General features: G+C 56.1%; 19 protein-coding genes. 8 read left to right on the top strand and 11 right to left on the bottom strand.

The genetic code is table 11. The features are described 5' to 3' along the window. Positions 1–88: 88 nt before the first annotated feature. The 4 genes from F8R23_RS15295 to F8R23_RS15280 all read left to right on the top strand — a co-directional run bounded on the left by F8R23_RS15295 (position 89) and on the right by F8R23_RS15280 (position 4,542). On the top strand, positions 89–1,060 hold the full coding sequence (locus F8R23_RS15295) for an HlyD family secretion protein (protein ID WP_129937980.1): 972 nt from the start codon (positions 89–91) through the stop codon (positions 1,058–1,060). Continuing rightward, positions 1,042–2,196 carry an ABC transporter permease gene (locus F8R23_RS15290; protein WP_085119493.1) on the top strand — a complete coding sequence of 385 codons (1,155 nt, stop codon included), beginning with the start codon at positions 1,042–1,044 and terminating at the stop codon, positions 2,194–2,196. The genes F8R23_RS15295 and F8R23_RS15290 overlap by 19 nt, the downstream gene beginning before the upstream one ends. Beyond that, positions 2,193–3,332: an ABC transporter permease gene (locus F8R23_RS15285; RefSeq protein ID WP_129935219.1), complete on the top strand. Its 1,140-nt coding sequence runs from the start codon at positions 2,193–2,195 to the stop codon at positions 3,330–3,332. The genes F8R23_RS15290 and F8R23_RS15285 overlap by 4 nt, the downstream gene beginning before the upstream one ends. 88 nt (positions 3,333–3,420) lie before the next feature. After that, on the top strand, positions 3,421–4,542 hold the full coding sequence (locus tag F8R23_RS15280; protein ID WP_151415782.1) for a ribosomal protein uL16 3-hydroxylase: 1,122 nt from the start codon (positions 3,421–3,423) through the stop codon (positions 4,540–4,542). Positions 4,543–4,632: 90 nt separating this feature from the next. Here the strand turns inward: F8R23_RS15280 and F8R23_RS15275 are convergent, their stop codons facing one another. Next, positions 4,633–5,511 carry a U32 family peptidase gene (locus F8R23_RS15275; RefSeq protein ID WP_129935215.1) on the bottom strand — a complete coding sequence of 293 codons (879 nt, stop codon included), beginning with the start codon at positions 5,509–5,511 and terminating at the stop codon, positions 4,633–4,635. A gap of 11 nt (positions 5,512–5,522) precedes the next feature. Then, positions 5,523–6,518: a ubiquinone anaerobic biosynthesis protein UbiU gene (gene ubiU / locus F8R23_RS15270; RefSeq protein ID WP_099064508.1), complete on the bottom strand. Its 996-nt coding sequence runs from the start codon at positions 6,516–6,518 to the stop codon at positions 5,523–5,525. 255 nt (positions 6,519–6,773) lie between these two features. Between ubiU and ubiT the strand changes: the two genes are divergently transcribed. Then, complete coding sequence (gene ubiT / locus F8R23_RS15265) at positions 6,774–7,295, top strand: ubiquinone anaerobic biosynthesis accessory factor UbiT (RefSeq protein ID WP_112347927.1); 522 nt, start codon at positions 6,774–6,776, stop codon at positions 7,293–7,295. Next, positions 7,289–7,792, top strand: a complete 504-nt coding sequence (locus F8R23_RS15260; RefSeq protein WP_112347928.1) for a GNAT family N-acetyltransferase — start codon at positions 7,289–7,291, stop codon at positions 7,790–7,792. The genes ubiT and F8R23_RS15260 overlap by 7 nt, the downstream gene beginning before the upstream one ends. On the opposite strand, the gene F8R23_RS15255 is transcribed toward F8R23_RS15260, so the two are convergent. The 4 genes from F8R23_RS15255 to speFL all read right to left on the bottom strand — a co-directional run bounded on the left by F8R23_RS15255 (position 7,779) and on the right by speFL (position 12,102). Beyond that, on the bottom strand, positions 7,779–8,087 hold the full coding sequence (locus tag F8R23_RS15255) for a GIY-YIG nuclease family protein (protein WP_146751345.1): 309 nt from the start codon (positions 8,085–8,087) through the stop codon (positions 7,779–7,781). The genes F8R23_RS15260 and F8R23_RS15255 overlap by 14 nt on opposite strands. An 82-nt stretch (positions 8,088–8,169) precedes the next feature. Next, positions 8,170–9,495 (bottom strand): putrescine-ornithine antiporter, encoded by a 1,326-nt coding sequence (gene potE, locus F8R23_RS15250; RefSeq protein ID WP_099064511.1) that lies wholly within the window; start codon positions 9,493–9,495, stop codon positions 8,170–8,172. 63 nt (positions 9,496–9,558) lie between these two features. Further along, on the bottom strand, positions 9,559–11,721 hold the full coding sequence (gene speF, locus F8R23_RS15245; RefSeq protein ID WP_129934063.1) for an ornithine decarboxylase SpeF: 2,163 nt from the start codon (positions 11,719–11,721) through the stop codon (positions 9,559–9,561). A 276-nt stretch (positions 11,722–11,997) separates the two neighbouring features. After that, positions 11,998–12,102 carry a leader peptide SpeFL gene (gene speFL, locus F8R23_RS15240; protein WP_112347931.1) on the bottom strand — a complete coding sequence of 35 codons (105 nt, stop codon included), beginning with the start codon at positions 12,100–12,102 and terminating at the stop codon, positions 11,998–12,000. A 433-nt stretch (positions 12,103–12,535) separates the two neighbouring features. Here speFL and F8R23_RS15235 point away from each other — a divergent pair, with 433 nt between their 5' ends. Together F8R23_RS15235 and F8R23_RS15230 are read left to right on the top strand one after the other, a co-directional pair. Continuing rightward, the gene (locus F8R23_RS15235; protein WP_112347979.1) at positions 12,536–12,970 is read left to right on the top strand and encodes a YhbP family protein; all 435 of its coding nucleotides are present in this window, start codon (positions 12,536–12,538) and stop codon (positions 12,968–12,970) included. A 46-nt stretch (positions 12,971–13,016) separates the two neighbouring features. Continuing rightward, positions 13,017–13,655: an NAD(P)H-binding protein gene (locus tag F8R23_RS15230; protein WP_129934064.1), complete on the top strand. Its 639-nt coding sequence runs from the start codon at positions 13,017–13,019 to the stop codon at positions 13,653–13,655. Here F8R23_RS15230 and phnP read toward each other — a convergent pair. The 5 genes from phnP to phnL all read right to left on the bottom strand — a co-directional run bounded on the left by phnP (position 13,606) and on the right by phnL (position 17,481). Then, entirely contained in the window at positions 13,606–14,388 is a 783-nt protein-coding gene (phnP, locus tag F8R23_RS15225) for a phosphonate metabolism protein PhnP (protein ID WP_129934065.1), read from the bottom strand. The genes F8R23_RS15230 and phnP overlap by 50 nt on opposite strands. 84 nt (positions 14,389–14,472) lie before the next feature. After that, positions 14,473–15,075: a DapH/DapD/GlmU-related protein gene (locus F8R23_RS15220; RefSeq protein WP_129934066.1), complete on the bottom strand. Its 603-nt coding sequence runs from the start codon at positions 15,073–15,075 to the stop codon at positions 14,473–14,475. Then, positions 15,072–15,641 (bottom strand): ribose 1,5-bisphosphokinase, encoded by a 570-nt coding sequence (gene phnN / locus F8R23_RS15215; RefSeq protein ID WP_151415781.1) that lies wholly within the window; start codon positions 15,639–15,641, stop codon positions 15,072–15,074. The genes F8R23_RS15220 and phnN overlap by 4 nt, the downstream gene beginning before the upstream one ends. Further along, positions 15,641–16,777, bottom strand: a complete 1,137-nt coding sequence (gene phnM / locus F8R23_RS15210) for an alpha-D-ribose 1-methylphosphonate 5-triphosphate diphosphatase (protein WP_151415780.1) — start codon at positions 16,775–16,777, stop codon at positions 15,641–15,643. The genes phnN and phnM overlap by 1 nt, the downstream gene beginning before the upstream one ends. Then, positions 16,777–17,481, bottom strand: coding sequence for a phosphonate C-P lyase system protein PhnL (gene phnL, locus F8R23_RS15205; RefSeq protein ID WP_012004974.1), 705 nt, complete (start codon positions 17,479–17,481; stop codon positions 16,777–16,779). Before phnL ends, phnM begins: the two co-directional genes overlap by 1 nt. Between the last annotated feature and the right edge of the window lie 8 nt (positions 17,482–17,489).

The following is a 17,489-nucleotide window of genomic DNA, read 5'->3' as shown; positions in this document are numbered from 1 at the left end:
CTTATGAGTAAAATGGTTTTTTTGGGAGCCGATTGAAATATGGACGTGATGATTCCACCCGCCGCTTATCGCTCAGGGAGCTGAGAGAATGAAAAAAAAGACGTTGTTTACCTTACTGTTGATGGTGGTGGCGGTCGCCATGGCGATTTTGTTCCGCGCGCATAATCAGGATTTGTTATTGCAAGGGGAAGTGGACGCGCCGGAGGTGATCGTGGCCTCCAAAGCCAAGGGGCGAGTGATTGAACGGCTGGTGGAGCGGGGTGACGACGTGAAAGCCGCACAGGTCATGATCCAGCTTGATAGTCCGGAGTTGATGGCGCAACTGCGTTCTGCACAGGCATCACGCGATGAAGCCAAGGCGCAGCTCGACCAATCTCTGCACGGCACGCGTGAAGAAAGCATCCGTAATCTGCGTGCAAACCTGGCGCAGGCCGAGGCGCAATACCGTAATGCGCAGAATGACTACAACCGTAACCTGAGCGTATCCGGCAAAGGCTATATTTCGAAGTCCGAGTTGGACAGCTCGCGCCGTGCACGTGACACTGCATTCCAACAGGTGCAGGCGGCCAAGGCCAATCTGGACGAAGGCACTAACGGCGACCGTGTCGAACTGCGCCAGCAATATGCTGCAGCGCTGCGGGCGGCGGAAGAAAACCTGCTGCAAGTGAAAGCCCAGACGGACGATCTGCGGGTTGTAGCCCCGGTGGCCGGTGAAGTGGGGCCGATCCCGGCGGAGGTGGGAGAACTGCTGAATGCCGGCAGCCCGTTGCTGACGCTGATCCGCGTTCCGGATGCCTACTTCGTGTTTAACCTGCGTGAAGACATTTTGGCTCATGTGCGCAAGGGCGATAAGATCCAGATGCGTGTACCGGCGCTGAAGAACAAAATGATCGAAGCAGAGGTACGTTACATTGCGCCGCTGGGTGACTACGCCACTAAACGCGCCACCCGCGCCACCGGTGACTTCGACCTGAAAACCTTTGAAGTGCGCCTATATCCGTCACAGCCGGTTGACGGCCTGCGTCCAGGGATGAGCAGCTTATGGCTATGGAAAGAGTAAGGGCCGGTTGGCGCTGCTTCAGCCACGCGTTTGACAACGAGTGCCGCGTTGCTTTCCGCAGCCCGGTCGTGCACTGGCTGAGCTGGATTTTTCCGCTGATCCTGTTTGGCCTGATCAGCAGCAACTTTTCCGAAGGCACCTTGCTCGATCTGCCGGTGTCGGTGGTGGATAACGATCACAGTTCGCTGTCCAAGTCGCTGACCCGCAGACTGGATGCCGGCTCTCATGCCCATGTCGAACTCTATGACGGCGGGTTGGCCGAGTCGCTGCACCGTCTGCGTAGTGCACAGGATTACGCGCTGCTGTATGTGCCGCCGGATTTCGAAGCCAATGCGCTGGCGGGCAAACAGCCGAGCGTGGTGATGTACTACAACGCGTTGTTCTATGGGGCCGGGTTGTATTCCACCCAGGATTTCAGCGGTCTGATGACCGAGATTAACGCCAACTACCGCAGCATTATCGCCGCCGAGATGGGGAAAACCTTGCCGCCGTTGGCGGACGTGACGCTGTCGTACGGCAGTTTATTCAATGCCAGCGGCAGCTACATCTATTACCAGCAGTTTGCCGCCACTATTCACCTGTTACAGCTGTTTGTGGTGACCTGCATGATCTACGTGCTGGCACGCAGTAAATCGCTACTGACGGCCCGGCCGTTCAGCCTGGCGCTGCTGGGTAAACTGGCACCCTACACCCTGTGTTTCACCAGTCTGTTGATGGTTGAGATTGCCGCGCTGGTGGGCATTTTTGATGCCCGCGTCAGCGGTAATCCGCTGTTCATGCTGATGATAGCTTTCTTCTACGTGATGGCGGCGCAGAGCATTGGTCTGCTGTTGTATACCTTTACCAGCACCACCATCACCGCCTACAGCCTAATCGCCATCCTGGTGAGTATTGCGCTGACCTTCTCGGGGATGGCGGTACCGGAGCTGTCGATGCCGTTACCGGCACGCATCATCTCCAATATTGAGCCCTTGACCCATGCGCTGTATGCGATGTTTGACGTGTTCCTGCGGCAGGTACCGGCCAGTGCCATCTTCAGCGTTTGCGCGTTGTTGTTTGTCTATCCGTTGGTGGCCGCGCTGCTGGTGCGTAACCGGCTGCTGCCGCGGTTGCTGAAGGAAGGGAACGCAGGATGAAAATCTACTGGCAAACCTTCGTCCGGGTGCTGTTGGGCATGCTGGAGCGGCCGATGTGGCTGATGCTAATTCTGTCGCTGTGCGTCATGAGCATGGTCTATGCCAACCGAACGGTGTGGGATCTGCCGGTCGGCGTTATCGATCAGGACCACAGCACGGCCAGCCGTGAATTGATCCGCCAACTGGATGCCACCTCGAAGATTGCCATAGTGACTTACGACAGCCTCGAGCAGGCAAAAAGTGACCTCGGCTGGCGTAAGCTGTTCGCGGTGATCATCATGCCGGTGGATCTGGAGAAAAAGATCCTGAGCGGCCAAAATATCGTGGTGCCGGTTTACGGCGATGCCACCAACCGGCTGGCCAATGGCCAGATCCAGCAAGACGTGGTGGCAGCCTATCAACAGCTCCTTTCCCAGTACAACAATGGCTTATTGCTGCGCAGTGGTTTCAGCGAACGCCAGGCGCAGGTGATCCTGACGCCCATACAGGGACAGACGCTGGATGTGTTCAACCCCGGTATCAGCTTTGCGGCGATTATCTTCCCCGGCTTGCTGGTGATGCTGTTGCAGCACTCGTTATTGATTGCCTGCGTACGTGTCAGTATTGCCATGAAGAGTATGCCCGGTGGCAAGCCACCGCTGGCGGCCCATTTGGGCGGGTTGACGGCACTGTTGCCGATCTGGTTATTCCTGTCGATCGTGCTGTTCGTCCTGTGGCCGTGGGTGCTGGGTTACCGTCAGACCGCAGGCATTCCAGAAATTTTGCTGCTGACCTTCCCGTTCCTGTTGGCGGTACTGGGGCTGGGTAAGCTGGTGACCGAGTGCCTGCGCAGCGTTGAAATGATCTACCTGACGCTGGCATTTATCACCACGCCGATATTCTACCTCTCTGGTACCATTTGGCCGCTACAGGCAATGCCGGGCTGGGTGCGGGCGATTTCCTATTGTATTCCCTCGACCTGGGCCACCAAGGCGGTTGCTGGGGTAAACCAGATGGGACTGTCGCTGAACGAGGTCTGGGGCGATGTGATGATGTTGCTGGTGCTGGGGATTATTTACACCCTGCTGGGTGTCGGCGTGGGTTTTGTGCACAATAGCGTAGCGCTGCGTAGCCTGCTCCGCAGACGGCAATCCTGAAGCCAACCTTTCCTTGACCCTTAACAAGGTGGACCGGCGCAGGCTCTCGCATAATCACGCCCGTGGATCCTCTTACTGGTGTGATTATATGGCTTACCAACTGAACCTGAACTGGCCCGAATTTTTAGAGAAATACTGGCAAAAAAAACCTGTTGTTTTGAAAAATGCCTTCCCGAACTTTGTCGATCCAATCACGCCAGATGAACTGGCGGGATTGGCGATGGAGTCGGAAGTGGACAGCCGTCTGGTCAGCCAGATCAATGGCGAATGGCAGGCCAGCAACGGTCCGTTTGAACATTTCGATGGCCTGGGCGAAACAGGCTGGTCCTTGCTGGCGCAGGCCGTGAACCACTGGCATGCACCCTCAGCCGAACTGGTGCGCCCGTTTCGCGTTTTGCCGGACTGGCGTCTGGATGACCTGATGATCTCCTTCTCGGTGCCGGGCGGCGGCGTGGGGCCGCACATCGATAACTACGATGTGTTCATCATTCAGGGAATGGGTCGTCGTCGCTGGCGCGTTGGCGATGCCTTGCCGATGCGTCAGTTCTGCCCACATCCGGCGCTGCTGCATGTTGATCCGTTCGAACCGATCATTGATGAAGATTTGGAGCCGGGCGACATCCTTTACATCCCGCCAGGCTTCCCCCATGACGGCTTCACCCATGAAACCGCGTTTAACTATTCAGTGGGTTTCCGTGGGCCAAACGGCCGCGACCTGATCAGCAGCTTTGCTGACTACGCACTGGAAAACGATCTGGGGGGCGCGCACTACAGCGATCCTGATTTAACCCTGCGTGAGCATCCGGGCCGGGTAGAAGAACACGAACTTGAGCGCCTGCGCTCAATGATGGTCGAAACGATCAGCCAGCCGGAGGACTTTAAGCAGTGGTTTGGCCGCTTTGCCACCACGCCGCGTCATGAGCTGGATATCGCTATGGCGGAGCCGCCGTATAAAGCGCACGAGGTACTGAATGCACTGATGGACGGTGAAACGCTGACCCGTTTGAGTGGTTTGCGTGTGCTGCACATCGGTGACAGCTTCTTCGTCAACAGCGAACCTCTGGACACCGTGGATGCACGGGCGGCCGATGCGCTGTGTCGTTATACCGAGCTGGGTCAGCCAGAACTGGGCGATGCGTTGCAAAACCCGGCGTTTGTGGCTGAGCTGACAGAGCTGATAAATCAGGGCTACTGGTTCTTCAAAGAGTAGTTGCCGCCGTGCCGGGTGACGCTATGCTTACCCGGCCTACAAAACCAAACTCCCATCCTGTAGGCCCGGCATTCTGTGGCGTGCCTGCGATTACGACACCAATTCCAGCCCGGCGACCCGCCGCCAGTAACCGTTGCAGTCGGCCTGATCGGTGAGGGTTAATGGCTGTGTGCCTTGCTCATTGGCGCGGAAGCGCTCAACCAGCGCCAGCGTCTCTGCCCCCTGCGGCGACAGGCGCACGATGTCCACCAGTCCCTGCATACTGGTTAACTCGTTGCCCAGGTTGTAGCAGTAGCCACTCATGGTCTGAATGCCGTTGAGCACAAACACCTGCTGTTGTTCCTGTGAACGCATCACTCGCCCCTGTGGATACTTAATGCAGCAGGTTTCGCATTCATCCTTGGCGCGGTCTTCCGATCGTGCGGTAAAGCAGCGCGCCGAATAGGCCAGCGGCAGATGACCGTAGCTCAGTACTTCCACCTCAAACTGCTGGCGGAAACCCAGTTCATCGCACTGTTCCAGCAGCTTGACCAGCCAGTCGCGGGACAGCTCGACCGGCATACACCAACGCGTCATGCCCTGGCGGTGCAACAGGCGTAGGGTGTAGGCGTTGTAGCAGTTCAGCGCGTGGCCGGCGACAAACGGCAGGCTGCGTTCCGCCGCCATGTTCACGGTACCCAGATCGTTGGCTTCAATCAGGAATTCCCCGTTTTCCACATAGCGCTTCAGTTCGTTCAGTTCGGACGGTGCCTGCAGCAGGGCCAGGGTGGAGATCACCACCTGTTTACCGCTGCGGGCAATCTCCTGCGCCAGTGCCAGCCAGTTGCCGACCTTCATCTCGCGTCGCTTGGTGCAGACGCTCTCGCCGAGGTAAATAATCTCTGCGCTGCTGTTCACCGCCTGCCGGTAAAAATCTTCGACCTCGGTTTTCGGCCAGTAATACTGCACCGGGCCTAATGCGTATTTCATGCTTCCTCCTGCTACTGCCATTTACGGTGATAGGCACCGAGCGTGGTTTGAGTGCCTTCAGACACGGCACCCAGGGCTTCCATCCAGCCTGCGTCGGCCTGATAAGCGGCGGGGTCGGCCTGGCAGCGATCAATAGCCTGACGCCAGACGCGGGCCACCTGGCTAACGTAGGCCGGGCTGCGTTGGCGGCCTTCGATTTTCACCGAAGCGATATTGGCGGCCAGCAACTCCGGCAACAGTTCCAGCGTATTGAGGCTGGTGGGCTCTTCCAGCGCGTGATAGCGCACGTCATCCACCAGATAGCGGCCCTTGCACAGCGTGGGATAACCGGCATTTTCATCATCCCGGTAACGGTCGATCAGCACGCCATTCAGACGTGACTCCATGCCCTGCGCCGTTTGCTGCCAACGTACGTAGCGTGCCGGAGAACAGGCTCCGACGGTATTGGGAGACTCGCCGGTCAGGTAAGAAGAGAGGTAGCAACGGCCTTCGGCCATGATGCACAGGCTGCCGAAGGCGAAGACTTCCAGCGGCACCGGGCTGGTACGCGCCAGCTGTTTGACCTGATGCATCGACAACACGCGCGGCAGTACCACACGGCTGACATCAAAATGGCGCTGGTAGAAGCGGATCGCCTCTTCGTTGGTGGCGGAAGCCTGCACCGACACGTGGCGTTCCAACTGCGGGTAACGTTCGGCGGCGTATTCCAGCATCGCCAGGTCAGCCAGGATCAGCACGTCGGCACCCAGTTGCGCCGCCATATCCACCGCGCGCTGCCAGCGGGCATAGCCGTCCGGGTGGGCGAAGGTATTGATGGCGATGTGCAGTTTACGCTTGTGGCGATGCACGTACTCGACCGCTTCCTGCAGCTTTTTCTCGGTAAAGTTGAGGCCGGCAAAGTGGCGGGCGTTGGTATCATCTTTCAGGCCGATATACACGGCATCGGCGCCGTTATCCACCGCAGCCTTCAGGGCCGGTAGGTTACCGGCGGGACAAAGCAGCTCCATAGATTTATCCTGACTCAGCCTTACACCCATGGCGGGCATAGACTGTCACAATGGTTGCCGGTGAGGGTCATCAACCGGCAAACGCTAATCGGGAGGCAATTTTAGTGAAAGCGCGGTGAACAGGTTTTGATTTGAGGCAGCTTCTGGCGTATTGATAAAGCTGGCGGCGAAATGCACTATTTGTTGATATAGAGCGCTTCAGCCGTGCGCCACTGTGGCAAAATAGTGCATCTGTGTTGAAAGGAGTGAACGACAGTGTTGGAACAATTACGAGCGCGCATTGTGCGCCAAGGGCCGTCGCTGCTGCGCGTACCGCTAAAATTCACGCCGTTTGCTTTGCAGCGCCAGCTTCTGGAACAGGTGTTGGGCTGGCAGTTCCGTCAGGCGCTGGCAGATGGCGATCTGGAATTTCTCGAATCGCGCTGGTTGAAGATCGAAGTTCGCGATCTGGCGCTACACTGGTTTATGACGGTAGAAAACGACAAACTGGTTGTCAGCCAACACGCCGAAGCTGATGTCAGCTTCAGCGGCGACGCCAACGATCTGATACTGATCGCAGCGCGTAAGCAAGATCCCGATACGCTGTTCTTTCAGCGTCGGCTGCAGATTGAAGGGGATACCGAATTGGGCCTGTATGTAAAAAATCTGATGGATGCCATCGAGCTGGAAGCCATGCCTGCGCCGTTGCGCATTGGCCTGCTGCAACTGGCCGAGTTTGTGGAAGCAGGGCTGCAGGAGGGCACGGTGAAAACTTCCCGTGTACCGGTAACATGTTAATTCGCGTAGAAATTCCGGTAGATGCGGCGGGTATCGATGCTCTGCTGCGTCGCGCCTTTGGGCGAGATGACGAAGCTGATCTGGTGCAGCAACTGCGTGAAGACGGCCTGCTGACGTTGGGCATCGTTGCTACCGACGACGAAGGTGGCGTGGTGGGCTATGCCGCGTTCAGCCCGGTGGACGTAGCCGGTGAGGATCGCCAATGGGTCGGTCTGGCACCGCTGGCGGTGGACGAAAGTCTGCGTCGACAGGGGCTGGGCGAAAAGCTGATTTACGAAGGGCTGGATGCGCTGAACGAGTTCAGCTATGCCGCGGTGGTGGTGCTGGGCGAGCCGGCTTACTACGGTCGCTTTGGCTTTAAGCCGGCTGCTACCTACGGGCTGCAATGCCGCTGGCCAGACACCGAGGCCGCGTTCCAGGTTTATCCCCTGGCGGAAGATGCCTTGCTTGACGTTAGCGGGGCGGTGGAATACTCCGAGCCGTTTAACCGGCTTTAACCTCAACGTCCGGCAGTAAATAATCCAACGAAAGAGGCGGGTGACTCACCAGCCTCTCTTTTTGCATTTTGCTCAGTTGCTTGACCCGATATTCCAGCCTCAGTGCCCTTGAACGATCCCCTGCCTGGCAGTGAAACGCCAGCACCAGCTCTCCTTTACCTCGCAGTGCCTTCGCACCCTTACCGGCCTGATGTTGCGCCAGCCGCCGAGCCACGTCGGTGGTGATGCCGGTGTACAGCATACCGCTGGGCATGCGCAGCATATAGAGGTGCCAGGTTGGGAGTATTTCGGTCATGAATATGCAGCAACTTTGATAGCCAGGGACGGAATATGATGGCATGTTCTCCAGCGCAATCCCATCCCCGGCGGTCAATGTGTTACTGCTGTGAGCCTTTTTTCCCCACCATTTCGAAACGCGGTGAAACCATGCCGTACAGCGTCCAACCGAGGAAGGTGGCGATAGCGCCCCACATCATCGCTTCCTCACCTGAACTGTAGAGGGCATAGAAACTGTACAGTGCCCCAATGCCGGCAATGATGTTGGCAATTCGCGCTTTTTTCTCCGGTACTTTCGCCACTTTCTGAATGATGATCAGCGCCGCCATCGACAGAATATAAGGGATGATATTGGTCACCACCGCCAGATTCACCAGCACGTTGAACTGTTTATTCAGCGACGGGCTGATGGTCATCAGCGACAGCACGCTCTGGATCACTACTATGGTCAGCATGCCTTTGACCGGTGCATCGGCCTTGCTGAGTTTGGAGAAAATTTTCGGGAAGAAGCCGCTGTCAGCAGAGGATTTGAACACCTGGGCGATAGTGAACTGCCAACCCAGCAGTGAGCCGACGCAGGACATGATCATCAAGGCCATGATGATCTTGCCGACCGTTGGGTTGAACATATGGGAAAACGCCAGACCAAATGGCGCGGTCGAATTGGCCAGCTCCATGTTCGGCACGATGCCGGCGATCACGTTGGTCGAAACGATATAAATGACCGCGGCGCTGAGGGTGCCGCCCAGTACGGCGATTGGCACGTTACGTTCCGGGTTTTCCACCACGTCGGTGTTGGCGCAAGCGGACTCAAGCCCCAGGAACGCCCAGAGCGTCATGGAGATAGAGGCGCCAACGGCTTCAAAAGTTGGTACCGAGTGCGGGTTCCACGCGGCAATATAAGCGCTACCGCTAAACCAGTGCCAGCCGACGATCGAGATCCCCACGACCGGGATAATCACGCCCCAGACGGTGACGCCGCTGATTTTCCCGGTGAGGCGCGCCCCGCCGAAGTTGGCGACGGTAGCCAGCCATAGCACGCCGATGGTGGCGATACAAATCCCCAGCGGCGACAGGTTGGCGCCAAACAGCTCGGTGCCATAGCCGACGGCGGAAATGGCGATGGCGATGTTGGCGATCAGCAGCGACACACCGTAGGTGTAGTTCGCCATGAAATTGCCGGATTTACCGAAGGCGTATTCGGCATATCCACCCATACCACCGGATTTGCGGCTGAACATACCGCATTTGGCGAAGGCGTAGGCCAATGCCATTGAACCCACGGCGGTGACCAGCCAGGAAACGATAGAAATAGTGCCGACTTCCGCCAGCTTGGTGGGCAGCATAATTATGCCAGAGCCCATCATGTTGACCGCCGTCAGGATCGTTAGCTGCACGACCCCCATTTTATTATTGGTCTTACTCATGATCATTCTCTCTTTTATAATACGATCCGGGCGGTGAATAAAATTCACCGCCTTGTAAGGTGATTAATTTTTCATTACGTAGCCGTAAGCGCGGTTCCAGCCATCTTCATCCTGCTGGATATACACGCCCTGTAATTCCGGTGCGAAGCCTGGCAATAAATTGATACCTTCTTCCAATGCCAGGAAATAACGTTGAGCGGCGCCGCCCCAAACTTCACCTGGGACCACACATAAAACACCTGGGGGATAAGGTAAAGCGCCTTCGGCGGCAATTCGGCCCTCGGCTTTGGCCAGTGAGACCAATTCAACATTGCCGCGGACGAATTCGGTATTAGCATCTTGCGGGTTCATCGCCACTCGTGGGAAATAGCTTTTCCTGAACATTTCTTTCTGCAGTTCTTTAACGTCGTAACTTACGTAGAGGTCGTGCATTTCCTGGCATAGCTGGCGCAGGGTATAATCTTTATAGCGCTGCTGATTGTTTTTATAAACCGCAGGCAGAACTTCGCTAATTAACGAATCTTGATCGACATGTTTTTCAAAGCGGGCAATCAGCGCCACCAGATGCTGCATTTTGGCGATGTCTTCGGCCGGGGTCAGCAGGAAAAGAATGGAGTTGAGATCGCATTTCTCCGGTACTATGCCGTTTTCGCGCAGATAGTTGGCGAGAATGGTCGCCGGAATACCGAAATCGCTGTAGTTACCGCTCGCGGTATCGATGCCCGGCGTGGTGAGCAGCAATTTGCACGGGTCGACAAAATATTGCGATTCCTCATAGCCTTCAAAGGCGTGCCATTTCTCACCAGGAATGAAATTAAAGAAGCGCAAATCGTTAGACATTGTCTCGGTGTCATAAGACTGCCAGGCTTTGCCATCAATTTGGTCCGGCACAAAAGGTTTGATTAAGCTGCAGGTATCCAGCAGCATTTTGCGCGCTTCAATACCTACGCGAACACATTCTTTCCACAGGCGTCGGCCACTTTTACCCTCGTGCATCTTGGCGTTGACGTCCAGTGCGGCAAACAGTGGGTAGAACGGGCTGGTGGATGCATGCAACATAAAGGCATTGTTAAAACGTTTGTGGTTGCAATAACGGTCTTGTCCCTTGATGTGCTTGTCTTTCTTGTGAATTTGCGAGGTTTGTGAGAACCCGGCCTGCTGTTTGTGCACGGACTGGGTAACGATGATCCCCGGGTCGTTTTCGTTGAGCTCGAGCAGTAAAGGCGAGCAGTCTTTCATCATTGGGATGAACTGTTCGTAGCCCACCCAGGCCGAGTCGAACAGAATGTAATCGCACAGATGACCAATTTTATCGACCACCTGACGGGCGTTATAAATGGTACCGTCATAAGTACCTAACTGAATGATAGCCAAACGGAAAGGCCTGGCTTCATTGGCGCGTTCCGGCGCTACTTCACGGATCTGTTGGCGTAAGTAGCGTTCTTCAAAGCAGTGCGCGTCAATGCCGCCGATAAAGCCAAACGGGTTGCGAGCGGTCTCCAGATACACCGGTGTCGCCCCAGCCTGGATCAGCGCGCCATGGTGATTGGACTTATGGTTATTGCGGTCGAACAGCACCAAATCACCGCGCGTCAGCAGAGCGTTGGTCGCGACCTTGTTTGAGGCGGAGGTGCCGTTGAGAACGAAATAGGTTTTATCGGCGTTAAAGACTTTGGCGGCATGCTGCTGTGCCGCGCAGGGCGCGCCTTCATGGATCAATAAATCACCCAGTTTGACGTCCGCGTTACACATATCCGAACGGAAAAGGGTTTCGCCGAAGAAGTCAAAGAACTGACGTCCTGCCGGATGCTTACGGAAGAACTCACCGCCCTGATGCCCAGGGCAAGCAAAGGTGGCGTTGCCCATTTCGACGTACTGGGTCAGCGTATTAAAGAAAGGTGGCAGCAGTTCACTTTCATATTTTACCGCTGCGGCCTCCAGTTGCTTGCCGTAGAACTGGGTGTTCTTGCCACAGAGTTCAAATACGCCATGCAGTGCCGGCAGGATGTCATTATCCAATTCTTCTTCACAACACACCGCGACGAACAGGGGAATATTCAAGCCAATTTCTTCGAGGTGTACCACCATGCCTTGGGTGACGTCTTCCACCGACAGCACAATGGCAGCAATATCGTTAAAATCACTCTGATGTACATCGACAACTTCGCGTGCTGTTTCAAAGCAGCTTAATGTTTTGGTATTAGCGGCAATTTTTAATTTATTCATTTTTATCATTCTTCAGGCAAAGGCATCCTATCGACAAGTTAATAATCTTGTCGTTAATACCTTCACTAAATAAAGGCATGAGGAGAATGAGGTAATGCTTAAAGGCATAACCTGAGTTCATTCTTTTTTTGATTTTATTTCGTGCGTACCCTAAACAGTCATTTAGCTACACTATTTACCAGATAAATTAAATTGATACCGATCCTGGTTTTCAGGATAAATAATTTAGGCGTAATGGTGACAGGCTGTTCAGAGTAACAACGAGAGGGGTGAGGGTTATCTGCAGTTAAAGAAGGCGAAGCTAAAGCAGCTACGATGGGCCATCATCATAATATGAGTGGTCCGTCTGATGTGTGCCATTTTACGGTTATTGTTTTCCATTTCTAATCCACCTTATGGAGTGAAAAGATGGCGCTATTTTAACGTGCTTCAGACTAAAATATGTGATGTTCGTCACGTAAATGTGCTGTTTGATAAATAACTATTCACTTGTTATGCAGTGGTTTGAATAAAAAATGTTTTTTGGCATTTTTTGAGATGTAAATATTTTGATAAAAAGTGACGAAACCGGACCGGTAATTTTGACCGCGCCGCGGAATGAACAAAAAAAATGTATTTAAACCGGGTTATTGATGCTCAGATAAGTCTACTATGTTTTATATATGTTATAAAGACACTTATTCATGTATTGAATATAAATGCAGTGAAAGTGTTTATCCATTCCATTCCGCATGGTGATGTAATTGTCGTTATTTGTGACCGACTTCAATAACACAGGGTAAGATAAAGCCAGATAAAGAAGGGAGAATTGACCTTGAACACGACTGAAGAGCAGCAACAGATTGCACATTTCCTCAGCAAACAGCATGTGCTGACGCTGTGCGCTGGCAATGGCCTGGACATGTGGTGCGCCAACTGTTTTTACGTGTTTGATGCCGAGTGCATGGCGCTGTGGCTGATGACCGAAACCCACACTCGTCATGGCGAGTTGATGCTGCTAAATAGCCGGGTGGTCGGCACCATCGCGCCGAAGCCGAAGACCATCGCGTTGATCCGTGGCGTGCAGTATCGCGCCGAAGCGGTGATGCTGAGCGGTGATGAAGAACAGCATGCACGTGCGCGCTACTGCAAGCGTTTCCCGATTGCCAAAGTGATGAAAGCGCCGGTTTGGCAACTGAGTCTGCAAGAAGTGAAGATGACCGACAATACCCTCGGCTTCGGTAAAAAGCTGCATTGGACGCGGGCCTGACACAACACACTATACTTTTCAGAGCGATCAATTTGGCGGAGGGGATATGGCACGGGTATTCATTGTAGGGGCTACAGGGTTGGTGGGTGGCGAACTGTTGCGCCTGCTGCAGGCCGATCCGCAGGTCACGGCGATTGTGGCGCCTACGCGTAAGCCACTGCCGGTGCACCCAAAATTGGATAACCCGGTGGGTGATGACTTGTTCGCGCTGCTGACTGAGCAGGAGCAGCCGGTCGATATTGCGTTTTGTTGTCTGGGTACCACACGGCGCGAGGCCGGCAGTGATGCCAATTTTCACTACGTCGATTACACGCTGGTGATCGAAAGCGCGCTGACCGGTCGGCGGTTAGGCGCGCAGCACTGTCTGGTGGTCAGTGCACTGGGTGCCAGTCCGCGCTCGACCTTCCTTTACAACCGCACCAAGGGTGAAATGGAACAGGCGCTGCGTGAGCAGAACTGGCCGCGCCTGACGCTGGTACGGCCATCTATGCTGTTGGGTGAGCGCTCGTCGCCGCGTTGGCTGGAGCGAGTGAGCGCTCCCTTGTTCAAATTACTGCCAGGAAAATGGCGCGGAGTTGCCGCTAAAGACGTGGCACAGACGCTGCTGGAGCAGGCGTTCAGCCCCGGCAGCGGCGTTAAGGTGCTGGAATCCGATCGGCTGCATTGTTACCGCAGTGCACGCTGAGATTATCAAACGCCAGCTCCAGGCCCGGCGGCAGCTCATTGTCCATTAGCCACAGATCGAGATGGTGGCTGATGTGCGTCAGCAGGGTGCGGCCGGGTTGTAAGCGTTGCTGGGTTTCCAGCGCGCGGGTCAGATCGTTGTGATTGCGCGGAGCCTGCGGCTGAGGCGGCAGGCTGCAGTCGAGCACCATTAAATCCAATGTTACTGCACGCAGAAAAGCGTCGGTATCCGGCGGTAAACCGACGGTATCGGTCAGATAGGCCAGCGATTTACCCGCGGCCTGGATCAAATAACCCAGAGTGAGTTTCGAATGTTGCAGCGGCAGCGGGGTGATGTGCAGCCCGCCCAGTTCAACCGTTTCGAAGGGGGTAAACGGCGGCTGAAACGCCAAAATACCCGGGTGTTTGAACAAATCGTCGCAGCCCTGTTCATCGGCCGGGCCATACACCGGAATAAAATTTCCGCAGCCCCAGCGCAAAGGAAATAGCCCCTGTACGTGATCCATGTGGTAATGTGTCAGTAAAAAACGTTTAATTTCCCCCGCCGAAAAGCGCCGTTCCAGCGACGGTAACCCCGCATCCAGCAAGGTCGTTTCCCCCTGAAATTTAAGCATTGCACTGCAAGGTCTGCGCCGAAATGCAGGCTCGCGCCGTGCCCGCTGACACACCAGACAATCACAGCCGAACACCGGGATCTGCTGAGCACCACCGGTACCGAGAAAGGTCAGTTGCATGAGTTGCTCCTTTACCCTTCGCCTTTCACGCCGCAGCGTTGTTGGCTGCAACGCGAAATTCATTGGGTAAGATGAATAAGAGTCTTAAAGATACTTCTCCGCGAAGGCATGGATATCACGGAAATCCGCCAGCCGTTGTTGCAGCGTCTGATGATCCCAGTGCCACCACTGGCTGCGTTCAATACGTTCAATCAGTGCGTCGTCAAAACGCATACCGATCTTTTTGGCCGCCACCCCGGCGACAATTTCATAAGGGGCCACATCCTTGGTCACCACTGCCGCGCTACCAATCACTGCGCCGTTGCCAATGCTGACTCCGGGCATCACGATGGCGTTATGGCCGATCCACACGTCGTGGCCAATGGTCACGTGGTGCTCACGCCGCCAGTCGAAAAACGCCTCGTCATCGTTCCCCAGATCGTACTCTGACGCGCGATAGGTGAAATGGTGCTGGGCGATGCGCTGATAGGTGGGGTGGTTGCCGGGATTGATGCGCGCGTAAGAGGCAATCGACACGAATTTCCCGATGGTGGCGTAAAAAATCTGGTTATGTCCGGCGGTGTAGGAGTAGTCGCCCATTTCCACTTCTTCGAGGATCGCATCGTCGGCCAGATGGACATACTGGCCGAGCCGGCTGCGGTTAAGCGTCACGTTGTCGCCGATTTTCGGCTGCGCCGGATCGTTCATGGCATGGCATCCTGTGGTTGTTTGGCGGAAGCGGGCAGCAGCGCCAGTAGTGCTGCCAGGGTGTCATCAAGGTTGCCGTCGTTATCCAACCGGCCGCAAAGGGGGGGCAGTTTTTGCTGATACTCCGCCGCTCGCACCAGCCGTTGTTCGATTTGATCGGCAGTTTCACGCCCGCGATTTTGCAGGCGCTGGCGCAGAACATCGCTGCTGACCTGCAGGCACACCGGCAGCAACTGTGCACCATAGCGCTGCTGTGCCTGCGGCAGGTGGGCTCGCGAGCCGTTGACGACCACGTCGAGCCCCTGCAACAGCCAGAGATCCACTTCGATGCCAAAGGCGTAATGGTGCTGGTGCGCCTGCCAGTCGAGGGCAAATAACCCTTTGGCACGGCGGCGAAGGAACTCCGCTTCGCTGAGCGCAATATGGTTCTCGTAGCCGGCGTCTGCCGGCCGGGTGATATAGCGGTGCGCCACCAGCGGTGCGCCGGCGGCATCGGCGCGCAGTGCGGCCAACAGGCTGTCTTTACCCGAGCCGGAAGGGCCCATCAGATAGATAAGCTGCGCCATCAGAACACCTGCTTGCCCTGACGCCACACGTTCTGCACGTAAATATGCTCGCCGTGTGGTCGTGCCAACACCAGATCCGCCCGCAAACCTTCGGCGATAGTGCCGCGATCCTGCAGATCCAGCGCCCTGGCCGGGTTGCGGGTGATCATCTGTACCGCCTGCGGCAAGCTGTAGCCGTTGCGTTCATCGGCCGCAATGCGAAACGCCGCATCCAGCAGGCTGGCCGGATAATAGTCGGAGGACAGGATATCCAGCACCCCCAACGCCGCCAGGTGATGAGCCGCCACGTTGCCGGAATGTGAACCGCCGCGCACGATGTTCGGCGCGCCCATCAGTACCTGTAACCCCTGCTGGTGCGAAGCGAGCGCGGCATCTTCGGTGGTGGGGAATTCGGCAATCACACTACCCAGCGCACAGGACTCGCTGACGTGGGCAGCGGTGGCGTCGTCGTGGCTGGCGAGCGAAATTTTACGCGCCCGGCAATGGGCGGCAATGGCTTCACGATTCGGCGTGGCCCAGCGGGCAGAAAGCTTGATCTGCTGCTCTTCATACTCGCTCATCTGCTGGTCGTTGAGGTGATATTTGCCCTGATAATACTCCCGGTATTTTTCGCGTGAGGCGAACTGGCGCTGACCCGGCGAATGGTCCATCAACGACACCAGCGAGACGCCGGGCTTGTCCATCAGCTGTTCGAACAGCGGCAGGGTGCTCTCGTTGGGCAGTTCGCAGCGCAGGTGCAGCCGGTGCTCGGCGCGGTTGACCCCGGCGCGCTGGCTGTGGATCACCGCGTCGATCATTTTTTGCAGGTTTTCCAGCCGATGGCCGCCGTCGCGTACGTCGCCAATCGCCACCGCGTCCAGCACGGTGGTGATACCGTTGGCCACCATCAGTGCATCATGGCTGCTCATGGCCGAATGCGCCGGCCAGTCGACGTTCGGACGTGGGGTGAAAAACTTGTCCAGATTGTCGGTGTGCAGTTCAATCAACCCCGGCAGCAGCCAACCGCCTTCACCGTTCAATGCCTGCGGCAACTGGCTGGGCGTATCGGCAAAGCTGCGGATCATGCCGTCGCTGACCTCCAGCGATCCTTCGACGGTTTGATCTTCCAGCACCAGTTTCACGTTATTGATGATCATCAGAGGATCTCCAGCGCCTGTGGCGCCTGCATGTCATATAACCGGTCGGCGACCTGCTGGCGGACGCCTTCATCATGGAAAATACCGACGATCGCCGCGCCACGTTGCTTGGCTTGCTCGATCAGCGCGACCACCGCCGCGCTGTTGCGGCTGTCGAGGGAGGCGGTCGGTTCGTCCAGCAACAGGATCGGGTAATCGACGATAAAGCCGCGTGCGATGTTCACCCGCTGTTGTTCACCACCGGAGAAGGTGGAGGGGGCCAACTGCCACAGGCGTTGCGGCACATTGAGCTGATTGAGCAGCGTCTCGGCGCGTTCGCGGCATTCGGCGCGGTTGACGCCCTGTTCCAGCAGCGGCTGCATCACTACGTCCAGCGCGCTGATACGCGGGATCACCCGCAGAAACTGGCTGACCCAGCCAAGGGTATGGCGGCGTACCGCCAGGATCTGACGCGCTTCGGCCTGCACCATATCCAGCCATTCACCCTGGTGATTAACCCAGATATGGCCGCTGTCAGGCAGATAGTTGGCGTACAGTGAGCGTAGCAGCGTGGATTTTCCGCTGCCGGAATGCCCGTGTAATACCACGCATTCGCCGCTGCTGACCGTCATGTTGGCATCGTGCAGCACCGGCAGTTGCGTGCCGTGCTGCTGGTGGAGCACAAAGGTTTTGCTGAGGTGTTCAACCCGGATTTGAATAGTCATCTGTAATT

It is taken from the genome of Serratia proteamaculans (assembly GCF_008830365.1).
GTDB lineage: Bacteria > Pseudomonadota > Gammaproteobacteria > Enterobacterales > Enterobacteriaceae > Serratia > Serratia proteamaculans.
Note: the sequence above shows the minus strand (reverse complement) of the source record. Positions and strands in the feature narration are given on the sequence as shown.

What these genes read in the sequence shown, in the direction of transcription:
- potE (WP_099064511.1), bottom strand. Translation starts at nt 9,495, where the DNA reads ATGAGTAAGACCAATAATAAAATGGGGGTCGTGCAGCTAACGATCCTG.
- speFL (WP_112347931.1), bottom strand. Translation starts at nt 12,102, where the DNA reads ATGGAAAACAATAACCGTAAAATGGCACACATCAGACGGACCACTCAT.
- F8R23_RS15290 (WP_085119493.1), top strand. Translation starts at nt 1,042, where the DNA reads ATGGCTATGGAAAGAGTAAGGGCCGGTTGGCGCTGCTTCAGCCACGCG.
- phnL (WP_012004974.1), bottom strand. Translation starts at nt 17,481, where the DNA reads ATGACTATTCAAATCCGGGTTGAACACCTCAGCAAAACCTTTGTGCTC.
- phnP (WP_129934065.1), bottom strand. Translation starts at nt 14,388, where the DNA reads ATGCAACTGACCTTTCTCGGTACCGGTGGTGCTCAGCAGATCCCGGTG.
- F8R23_RS15280 (WP_151415782.1), top strand. Translation starts at nt 3,421, where the DNA reads ATGGCTTACCAACTGAACCTGAACTGGCCCGAATTTTTAGAGAAATAC.
- ubiU (WP_099064508.1), bottom strand. Translation starts at nt 6,518, where the DNA reads ATGGAGCTGCTTTGTCCCGCCGGTAACCTACCGGCCCTGAAGGCTGCG.
- F8R23_RS15220 (WP_129934066.1), bottom strand. Translation starts at nt 15,075, where the DNA reads ATGAACGATCCGGCGCAGCCGAAAATCGGCGACAACGTGACGCTTAAC.
- speF (WP_129934063.1), bottom strand. Translation starts at nt 11,721, where the DNA reads ATGAATAAATTAAAAATTGCCGCTAATACCAAAACATTAAGCTGCTTT.
- F8R23_RS15255 (WP_146751345.1), bottom strand. Translation starts at nt 8,087, where the DNA reads ATGACCGAAATACTCCCAACCTGGCACCTCTATATGCTGCGCATGCCC.
- F8R23_RS15275 (WP_129935215.1), bottom strand. Translation starts at nt 5,511, where the DNA reads ATGAAATACGCATTAGGCCCGGTGCAGTATTACTGGCCGAAAACCGAG.
- F8R23_RS15230 (WP_129934064.1), top strand. Translation starts at nt 13,017, where the DNA reads ATGGCACGGGTATTCATTGTAGGGGCTACAGGGTTGGTGGGTGGCGAA.
- phnM (WP_151415780.1), bottom strand. Translation starts at nt 16,777, where the DNA reads ATGATCATCAATAACGTGAAACTGGTGCTGGAAGATCAAACCGTCGAA.
- phnN (WP_151415781.1), bottom strand. Translation starts at nt 15,641, where the DNA reads ATGGCGCAGCTTATCTATCTGATGGGCCCTTCCGGCTCGGGTAAAGAC.
- F8R23_RS15285 (WP_129935219.1), top strand. Translation starts at nt 2,193, where the DNA reads ATGAAAATCTACTGGCAAACCTTCGTCCGGGTGCTGTTGGGCATGCTG.
- F8R23_RS15260 (WP_112347928.1), top strand. Translation starts at nt 7,289, where the DNA reads ATGTTAATTCGCGTAGAAATTCCGGTAGATGCGGCGGGTATCGATGCT.
- F8R23_RS15295 (WP_129937980.1), top strand. Translation starts at nt 89, where the DNA reads ATGAAAAAAAAGACGTTGTTTACCTTACTGTTGATGGTGGTGGCGGTC.